The sequence below is a fragment of the Longimicrobium sp. genome, assembly GCF_036280135.1.
Lineage (GTDB): Bacteria > Gemmatimonadota > Gemmatimonadetes > Longimicrobiales > Longimicrobiaceae > Longimicrobium.
Window position 1 is genome coordinate 1 of sequence record NZ_DASURI010000649.1, and the last position, 10,172, is coordinate 10,172.

3 protein-coding genes are annotated in these 10,172 nt (G+C 73.8%); 1 reads left to right on the forward strand and 2 read right to left on the reverse strand.

The window, feature by feature from the left end; translation table 11 throughout:
• Positions 1-124: 124 nt before the first annotated feature.
• Entirely contained in the window at positions 125-1,408 is a 1,284-nt protein-coding gene (gene aceA / locus VFZ20_RS21115; protein WP_329685926.1) for an isocitrate lyase, read from the forward strand.
• Positions 1,409-1,553: 145 nt separating this feature from the next.
• On the opposite strand, the gene VFZ20_RS21120 is transcribed toward aceA, so the two are convergent.
• Together VFZ20_RS21120 and VFZ20_RS21125 are read right to left on the reverse strand one after the other, a co-directional pair.
• Positions 1,554-3,758: a hypothetical protein gene (locus VFZ20_RS21120; protein WP_329685927.1), complete on the reverse strand. Its 2,205-nt coding sequence runs from the start codon at positions 3,756-3,758 to the stop codon at positions 1,554-1,556.
• Positions 3,759-3,991: 233 nt separating this feature from the next.
• The gene (locus tag VFZ20_RS21125; RefSeq protein WP_329685928.1) at positions 3,992-10,108 is read right to left on the reverse strand and encodes an alpha-2-macroglobulin family protein; all 6,117 of its coding nucleotides are present in this window, start codon (positions 10,106-10,108) and stop codon (positions 3,992-3,994) included.
• Positions 10,109-10,172 lie beyond the last annotated feature (64 nt).

A 10,172-nucleotide genomic window follows, 5' to 3' on the forward strand; every position in this document is an offset into this window, starting at 1 on the left:
AGGGAATAGGGAATAGGGAATAGGGAATAGGGAATAGCGGGAAGTGCCGACACACGAACGCACTCACGCACTTCAACCCAGGCACACCGCGCCGGGGCAGACCTTCGGAACGAGGACGAGAGCGATGGACAGCTTCGACGCGCAGGCAAACGACCTGGACATCAAGTGGATGACGGACGCGCGCTGGCAGGGCATCACCCGCCCCTACAGCGCCGAGGAAGTGGTCAAGCTGCGCGGCTCGCTGCGCGTGGAGAACACGCTGGCCCGCCACGGCGCCGAGCGCCTGTGGAAGGCCCTGAACCAGGACGAGCCCGTGCGCACGTTCGGCGCGCTCACGGGCGCGCAGGCCGTGCAGATGGTCAAGGGCGGGCTGCAGGCCATATACCTGAGCGGCTGGCAGGTGGCCGGCGACAACAACCTGTCCGGGCAGACGTACCCCGACCAGTCGCTCTATCCCTCCAACTCGGTCCCGGCCGTCGTCAAGCGCCTGAACAACGCGCTCATGCGGGCCGACCAGGTGGAGTGGGCCGAGAAGGGCGAGGCCCAGCGCGACTGGATGGTGCCCATCGTGGCCGACGCCGAGGCGGGCTTTGGCGGGCCCCTGCACGCGTTCGAGCTCACCAAGCAGATGATCGAGGCGGGCGCCGCGGGCGTGCACTTCGAGGACCAGCTGGCGTCGGAAAAGAAGTGCGGCCACCTGGGCGGCAAGGTGCTGGTGCCCACGTCGCAGTTCGAGCGCACGCTCATCGCCGCGCGCCTGGCGTCGGACGTGCTGGACATCCCCACGGTGCTCATCGCCCGCACGGACGCCGACAGCGCCACGCTCATCACCAGCGACGTGGACGAGCGCGACCGTCCGTTCATCACGGGCGACCGCACGGCGGAGGGCTACTTCCGCGTAAAGAGCGGGCTGGACGCGGCCATCGCGCGGGCCCTGGCGTACGCGCCCCTCGCGGACTTGCTGTGGTGCGAGACCAGCACGCCGGACCTGGACGACGCGCGCCGCTTTGCCGAGGCCGTGCACGCGCAGTTCCCGGGCAAGATGCTGGCGTACAACTGCTCGCCCAGCTTCAACTGGAGCAAGCACCTGGACGCGCACACCATCGCGAAGTTCCAGCGCGAGCTGGGCGCCATGGGGTACAAGTTCCAGTTCATCACGCTGGCGGGGTGGCACCTCATCAACCTGCACACCTTCGAGCTGGCGCGGGCGTACGGCGAGCAGGGGATGCCGGCCTACGTGGCGCTGCAGGAGCAGGAGTTCGGGCTGGAGGGCGCCGGCTACACGGCCACCAAGCACCAGCGCGAGGTGGGCGCCGGCTACTTTGACCAGGTGCTGATGACGGTCACGGCCGGACAGGCCAGCACCGCCGCCCTGGAAGGCAGCACCGAACAGGCCCAGTTCGCCTGATCGGCAGCCGTTCCGAGCGGAACGCCGGACGAGCCGCGGAGGCACTGTGCCTCCGCGGCTCGTCCGCGTTTTCACGTCATTCGCGTGAGCGCCTGATCCACCGGGCGCGATCGATCATCCGCACTTTCGCACTCCCGCACTTCCGTCACCGCGGGCATTCGCCGGGCGCGCCCTGCTCGCACCGGGTGTAGACCGGGACGGGGAGCGCGCTGGCCGACATGGACGGCGACGTGGCGTCGGGGTCGTAGGTGATCACCAGCTGCGTCGTTCCACCGGTGAGCAGGCCGTACGTCTGCGTGGCGGTGCCCCGCACCACGTTGGCGAAGCCCAGCGCGGCCGTGTTGGGCGACGAGCTGCCCTCGTTGTGCGCGCGGACGATGAGGACGTTGCGCCCCCGGCGGTACTCCACCGGCACCGTCACGCCCGCGTTGGTGAGCGTGAGCCCCGACGCCACGGGCGCGCCGTTGAGCGTCACGGTGATGATGTCGCCGTCCTGGGCGCTGTGGTCCCACAGGCGCAGGGTGGACGGCGAGCGGTTGACGGTGATGTCGCTGAGCTGCGGCTGCACGCGCACCTGCACCCAGGCGTTGTCCACCACCCGGCCGTCCTCCAGCACGGCCACGGGAACGACGATCTGCTGCTGCAGCGCGTTGCTCGCGGCGGTGATGCTCACGCGCACGCTGCCCTGCGCGCCGGCCGCGAGCTGCGACGGGCCCGTGGGGGCCGACACGGTGAGCCACGTGCGCGGCGAGTACGGCTGGCCGTTGGCGTACTGCAGCCGGTACGTGAGCGCGCCGGAGCGCTCCGTGCCCTGGTTGGCGACGGGCACGGTGGCCGACGCGCTGGAACCGGCCGCCACGTCCACGTACACGCCCTGCGCGGGTGCCAGGAAGCGCACGCGCGTGGCGTTGCCGATCTCGAAGCCGTTGAGCCCCATGGACGGGTTGGCGGCACCCGTGACGGCCGAGCACCCCGGCGTGGCGCCCACGCGCGCGGAGACGGTGAACGTTTCCACGGGCTGCTGGTTCTGCCCCACGGTGCGCATCCCGCGGCTCAGCGCGCCGGCGGGCCCGGTGAACTCCCAGCGGCTGGACGGGACGCCCGACGTGAAGGCCAGGCCTTCCATGGTGATCTGCACCTCGTGACTGGGGAGGATGTGGTCCGACAGCAGGTCGCTGAACTGGTCGTCCATCCACTCCAGCGCCTCTTCGATGGCCGTGTCCTGGATGAGCTCCTCGATGGCCTCGCGGAGGGTGTCCCAGTCCACCTCCCGGCGCAGCTGCTCGTACTGCCGCATCCGGGTGATCACGTCGCCCAGCCCCAGGGCGATGCCCGCGGCGGACCCCAGCACCTCGCCGTTGGCGCGCCGGCGCACCCACACCGTCATGGCGCCCTCGCCGCCGTTGTGCCGCATCCGCCGGGGAGAGACCTCCAGCCGCAGCCCGTCCGGGTCCAGCAGCCGCGGGACGGAGTTGGCCACGAGCACCGCCAGGTCCGTCGCGAACGTGATGGCGTAGGTGAACATCCCCACCACGGCCCGCGTCTGCGGCCCGCCCAGCCAGGACAGGCCGTTGGCCACCGTCACCACGTACCCCATCACCTCCGAGATCCGGTCCACGTTGCGGAGCATGGCCTGGTGGTCCAGGCAGCGCGACAGGACGGCGTCGGCGCTCATGGGGAGGGTGGCCGACGCCAGGGAGCCCGCGATGGGCGGCTGGCTGCGCAGCTCCTCCAGCCCCGCCGTGATCTGCCCCGTGAGGACGGCCAGGTCCGGCGCGACGGCGGAGAACATGGCCGCCACCCGCGCGCGCTCCTCGGCCGGCAGCGTGGCGGCGTAGTCCTGGAAGCCTTCGGCCAGGGTGAGGAACGCGTCCATGCGGCCGTAGATGGTGCTGTCCGCGTGGGTGTCCACGATGGCCAGCCCGTACGACACGCTCACCTGCAGGCTGTCCAGCAGCGTGTTCATCTGCCGCAGGGCGGCGTCGGGGGATCCGCCTGCGTACTGGCGCGCCTTTACCTCCAGGGTGGCCTGGAGCTCGTCCCCGTCCCGCGTGCCGGGGATGCGCACCTCGGCGCGCCCGGGGGCCAGGTCCGGCACCATGAAGCGGTGCACCTTGTCCACGGGGTCGTAGACCAGCGTGGAGGGCTGTCCGCCCACGGTGATGTCCGTCCGCGGCTGCGTTGCGTACTCCTCGGGCAGGCCGGCCACGTCCACGAGGGTGTAGGGGGCCGCCTGGCCCGGCGTGAGCTCCAGCCGGTCCGCGGGGCCGGTGCCGTCGTCGCCGCACGCCAGCAGCGCGGCCAGGGGCAGACAGGAAAGCCAGGGGAATCGACGTGCGCGTGTTCGCATAAGGACCTCCACATTGATAGGGGAACGAAAAAGATGGGGCAGGCATGAAGGGAAAGGCACTTCGACGGCGTTTCCGATTGGAGGGACAGGCTGCCCGCCGTTTCGCATCCGCCCCGTCCACAGCCGTCGGCGCGCAACGAAACGGCGGCGGAGGATGATCGTCATCCCCCGCCGCCGTTGCGGGCTGTCCCCCGTAACCCGCAGTTCTGCCGTCGCCCGCTATTCCCTATTCCCTATTCCTGTTTCCTGCCGGCCGCCTCCTCCACGATCACCCGGTCCGTGGCCCCGCGGCCGAACGTCTCGGGCGCGTACATCTCCTCGGCGCGGGGCGGGGGGACGATGAACTGGCCGGGCGTGGTGGCGCGGGCTACGTACGTGTACGTGTACACGCCCGCCGGCAGCAGCGACGTGAAAGCCTCCACGCGGTCGTCGCGCAGGTTCTGGTGCTCGTACCACCAGCCTCCCCAGCGCCATCCGTCGTACCCGCCGTATGCGGCGCGCGGGCTCACCCGTCCCCCGCGCGGGCGCGACGACGCGTCCGCGCCCAGCAGGGCCGTGTTCACGGCCTCGAAGCCGGCCGGCAGCGGGTCCACCATCGCCACGTGCACGCGGCGGCTGGGCGCCGTGATCGTCACCGTCACGCGGACGCGCGCGCCGGCCCGCACCCGCCAGCGGCCGTCCTCGCCGCGGACGACGTCCGCCGAGTCGTCCATTGCCTCGTACGTGCGCTCCACGGCAAAGCCGCGCTCCAGGGGCAGCAGGTCCAGGTCGCGCGGGGCGTAGCGCAGGCCGGCGCGGTAGTACAGCCGGCCCGGCCCCTCCTTGCCGATGGTCAGCGATGCTGGGTCGTCCGCCGCGAGGACGCGCATGGGCACCTCCAGGTGGTGGCGGTCCGCCGTGCGGCCGTTGAAGGCGCGCTCGCCCGCGAACCGCTCGCCCAGCCACACGCGGGCCACGAACTCCGGCGTCTGCCCCTCGTACACGCGAAAGTAGCGGTCCAGGGCCAGCAGCACCCACCCGTTCTCCTGCGTGTTGCTCCACCGTCCGCGCGTGCGGTGCCCCAGCAACCCGCGCACGGTCTTGGTGACGAGCTCGCTTTGCGGATCCGCCCGCAGCAGCGCCTCCAGCACGATGGCGTCCGTCCGGCGTTCGGAGTGCAGCAGCAGGTACTCGCCCTCCGTGTACGCCGTGGCAAACGTGGCCGTGGACGCCGTCTCCGTCGCGCGGTTGTTGATGATGCGCAGCAGCTCCGCGCGCTCGGCCGCGAACGCCGGGCGGTCCGCCACGGCGGCGAGCAGCCAGCCGTTCACCTCCAGCGGAATGGTGTCCAGCCGCGCTTGGCTGAAGAGCGTCCGCAGCTCGCCGTCCACCCCGCCGTCCGCGGCCAGGTCGCGCACGTAGGCGGCGTACGCGCGGATGGCGAAGCGCGCCTGCGCCGGGTAGTCGCCGGGGATGTGGCGGTCCACCGTGCGCAGGTAGTCCATCGACCGCTCCAGCATCTCCCCCGGCACCGCGTAGCCCTTGCCGCGCGCGCGGACCAGCGCGTGGGTCGCGTGCACGCTCACGTACGGCCACGCCTCCTGCCGCCCGGGCCAGAACGCGAACCCGCCGTCCGGCGTCTGCATGCCGCGCAGGGCGTCCAGGTCGCGCGCGACGGAGTCCGCCAGGGCCTGCGCCGGCGGCAGCCCCTCGGCGCGGAACTCCGTCAGCACGTCGCGCAGGGCGGCCACGGCGAGAACGCGGGACGAGAGCTGCTCCGCGCACTCGTACGGGTAGCGCACCAGGTACAGAAAGGCGTCCGTCAGCTCCTGCAGGGCCGTGGACGACGTGGTCACCTCCAGCCCGCCGAACGCGGGGAGGGCATCGTCGGGCACCTCCAGCGGCAGGTCCACGGCGCTGTCGCCCGCCAGGGAGCCGTAGGTGGCGAACGCCTCGGCCGTGGCCGGCGTGTAGACGGGGAGTGTGATCGTGGCCGCGTCCGCCAGCCGCCCGCCCACGGCCGCGACCTGGATGGCCGCCGTCCCCGGGCGGACGGCCTCCGCGGACACGCGCACCTCCACGCGGTCGCGGGCGGGGACGCGCACGCGCCTGCCCGGCTCGGCGAAGCGGATGCCGTCGCCGCGGGCCGCGACCTCCACGTCGATCGCCCGGTCCGTGCCGTTCTGCACGACGACGGGAAGCTCGAAGCGGTCGCCGAAGTTCAGGAAGCGCGGGGCGGAGGGGCGCACCATCAGCGGCTGGCGGGCCGTGATGGCGCTCTCGCCCGCGCCGTAGTGCGTGCCGCCGGAGACGGCCACGGCCATCACCCGGTAGCGCGTGAGGTTGCTGGGCAGGGTGAACGGCACGCTCGCGCGGCCCTCCGCGTCCGTGCGGACGACGGGCGCCCACAGGGCCAGCGCGGCGAAGTTGGCGCGGACGGCGATGGCGCCGCTCGTCACCTGGGCGCCGGCCACCTTGCCCTGGAGGGCGGGTTCCGCGCGCTGCAGCACGGCGCCTTCCGCACGCGCCATCGCCGGCGCCGGCATGGGCGCGGCGGGCGGCGCGTATCCGCCGGCCCGGCCCTGCCCGGAGAACTCCGCCACCATGTCCATGCCCGTCACCACGATGGCATCCAGGTCCACCGCCGCCATGACCTCGAACCGCAGCTCCGGGAGGGCCTCGTCCCCCACGTCCACGACGCGCGCGACGGGCTCCATCCCCGGGCGGGAGACCTGCACCGTCCGCTGCCCGCGCGGCACGCCGTTCAGCCGAAAGCCGCCGCCGGCGTCCGTCACCGTGCGCAGCGCCGTGCCCTCCACCGTCACCAGGGCGCCGGCGACGGGCTGGCGCGTCCGGGCCTCCACCACCACGCCGTGCAGCTGGCCCGTCCCCGTGTCGGCGACGGCGACGTACGGGCGCAGGCCGGCATCCGCCACGCCCGCGTTCCAGCCGGGGTAGAAGAGGTCGATGGGGTTCTCCAGCCGGTAACCCGTCAGCGCCAGCACGGACTCGTCCACCACCACCAGCGCCACCTCGGCGTCGTGCACGGGGCGGCCGTCCGCGCCGCGCACCCGCACGGCCACGGACGTGGGCGCGTCGGGGAGCATCACGCTGTCCGCCGGCGTCGTCTCCACGGTCAGCGTGCGCGGGCCGGGCGGGACGGCAAGGCGGATCTCGCCGGTCGCGAAGTCCGTCCCCCGCGCCGTCGGCCGGGTCCGGCCGGCGGCGTCGTCCGCGCCCACGGCGTCCACCCGCACGAACAGGTTGGGGATGTCGGCCTCGCCGACCGGCACGTCCACGCGCAGGGTGGGCCCGTCAGACTGGATCGTCTCCGTGCGGACGACGCCCTCGCGGCGGACGGTCACCACCCCGCGCGCGGGCCAGAACGGCAGGTTGACGAGGACGCGGGCCGTGTCGCCCGGCGCGTACCGCTCGCGGTCGGCCACGAGGGTGACGCGGCACTGGGGATTCCCGGAATCCTGTCCGGGGCCGCGCAGCCACGGCGTGTCGCCGTACACCCACACGTCCATCCGCGTCAGGGAGGGACGGCCCTGCGCGTCGCGCACGGTGGCGGCGATGCGCCAGCGGCCGCCTTCCGCGCCCGTGCGGAAGGTGCAGGCAACGGGATTCGCGCCGCTGACGACGGCGCAGGGGACGGAATCCGTCGCCACCTCGCTCCACCGCGCGCCGGTCCGCCGCCACTCCAGCCGCGTGGCGACGACGTCCACGGGCGAGCCGGCGACCGTCTTTCCCTCCAGGTCCACGACGACGACGGACAGGTCGATGGGCTCGCCGGCCCGCAGCCAGCCGCGCTCCGTCCGCAGCCCCGCGTAGACCGTGGCGGGGTGGACGAGCAGCGTCTGCGTGGTGCTCCACGGCTGGCGGTTCACGTCCAGCACCGTCGCCGCGGCCGTGACGGTGTGCGGACCCGGCGGATCTGCCCGGTCAAAGTGCAGGCGCAGGGTGTGGCGGCCCTGCGTGTCCGTCTCGCCCTCCACCGCCTGGTCAAAGCTCTCCTCCACGGCGTCGCCGTACCCGTAGTAGCCGTTCCGCGTGCCGAAGCGCCACTCGCCCCACCCGGGCGGCGTGAACGACGCGGAGGTGGAGCTCACACGCCACGTGACGGGCGCGCCGGGGAGGGCGCCGCCGGAAAAGTACGACGCGCGGACGGACACCTCCGCGCTGCCGCCGACGACGTGCGGCCCCTCGTCCGCCTCGGCCGCCACCTCGTACTCCGGCCGGCGGAACTCCTCCACCTGGAACGACAGGTATCCGTTTCCATACGCGGTCTCGCCGCCCCGCATCTCCATCACGATGCTGGCGTCGCCCAGGTTGGCGCCCGCGGGGACGGTGAAGCGCGCGTCGAACCCGCCCAGCTCCGTCAGGGCCGCCGTGCCGGACGCGATGTCGTTGCCGCGCGGGTCCCGGGCACGCCAGGCGACGGAGTCCGTGGCGCGCAGCCGCGGCAGCGACAGGCCGCCATCCGGTGCGCGCTCCAGGCGGCGCACCCAGCCCTTGAAGCGCACCTCCTCGCCGGGGCGGTACAGGCGGCGGTCCGTGGCCGAGTACCACAGCAGCTGGGTCTCGCGGCGCGGCCGGTCCCACCCCACGGGGAGCACCGCCTCGTCGTCGCCCAGCCGCGCGGTGATCCACCCGGGGGGGGCACCGTCCGCCGGCAGGGCGATGGACGCCAGGCCGTCCGCGCCCGTGGTGCCGGCGCCGCCCCGCTCCATGCGGACGGCCGCGCCCGGGAGCGGCGATCCGTCCACGAGCGACGCGGCCCACACCGTGGCGCCGTCCGCGTCGGCGAAGGCCGTCAGGCCCATGCGGGTGGCCTGCACCCAGGTGTACGTCGCCTGGTCCGCCCCCTCGCCGTCCATCCCCTCCACGGCCACCACGAGCTGTCCCGGCCGGCCGCCCAGCACCTCGTCCAGGTCGATGAAGGTCTCCGTCGTCTCCCCCGGCCGCGCGTCGATGGCGACGACGCGGTTCACCACCTCCGTGCCGGGCAGGGACAGGGGGCCGGGGCCCGTGCGGCGCTCCACCAGCGGCCAGTCCTCCACCCGCACGCGGTGGATGCGGACGCGCAGGCGCGCGTGGTCGTGGCTCAGGACGGACAGGCGCCGCGGCCCGGCGGGGTCCAGCACCATCATCGGCTGCCCGAAGCCGGTCAGGGAGGGCACGGGCGTCGTCACGTCGTAGGTCGGGCGCGCCGTGCGCCCCAGCGTCTGCCCAAAGACGTCGCGCACGGCGGGCAGCACCGTCACCTGGTACCGCGTGTTGGGCCGCGTGCGCCCCGTGACGGCGATGGCGTTGCCCAGGGCCTGGACCCGCATCCCCTCGATGGCGGGCTGCACGCGCACCCACGACGGCTGGAACGCGGCCGTGTCCAGCGCGTTGGAAAAGGCGACGACGAGCGGCATTCCCGGACGGCACGTGCCGCCGCAGCTCGCGTGCTCCACCCGCAGCGGGCCGTACGTCCGAAAGCTGAACGTCTGCTCCACCCGCGTGGGCAGCGGCCCCTCCGCGGAGGGCGTGCCCTCGGGGACAATGACCGTCACCGTGGCGTCGTACGGCAGCGGCTGCACGGGGCGGACGGCGATCCAAAGCGTGGAATCCACCCGCTGGGACAGCGAGCGCGCCCGCGGGTCCGCCGCGATCTCGTCCGCCGTGGCGGGGCGGACGGGGAGCGCCTGCCCCTGCGCGCGAAGGCGGACGCGCGAGGCGACGGCCGCGCGGTCGATGCGCTGGTCGAACTGGAGGAGGATGAGGGGCTCGCGCCGCACGCCGTCCCCGAACGGCGACCCGCCGATGGCCGACAGGCGCGGCGTGGAGAACGTCCAGGTCACCGCCTCGCCCAGGGTGCCGCCGGGGGCGGAGCGCGTGCCGGCGGGGATGGTGACGGTGTACTCCGTCGCGGCCGGCATCCGCCCCAGGGGCGTAAAGACGAGCGTGCGCACGTCCAGCCACCGCCAGCTTCCCGCCGGCTGCGGCGACAGGCGCACGGGCAGCGTGCGCGCCTCCACGGTGCCCACGGACGAGAGGGGCACCATGGCCTGCGAGAAGGTGACCGTCACCTCCGCGCCGATCTGCACCTCGCCCTGCGGCGCGCCCCGGACCACGGCGAGCGCGGCCGGCGTGCGCGGGCCCGCCGGCCGAGGCGGCTGCAGGCTGTCCGCGGGCGGAAAGCCGGCGAGCGTCACGCGGCCCGTGCGGGGCGGCGGCAGCGTGCGCGCGGGAAACGCGAACGAGTCCGCCGCCGTCGGGGCCGTGGGCAGGGCGGGAAGGCGGGCCAGGATGCGCGCGGCGTTGCCCGCCGGCAGCAGGATCGCCGGCGCGATGGCGGCCCGCGGCGCCGCGCGCGACGGCACCGGCTCCAGGCGAAAGCGCAGCCCCAGCGTGTCCCTGGGCGCGGCCGGCGCCGTCGTGGGCTCG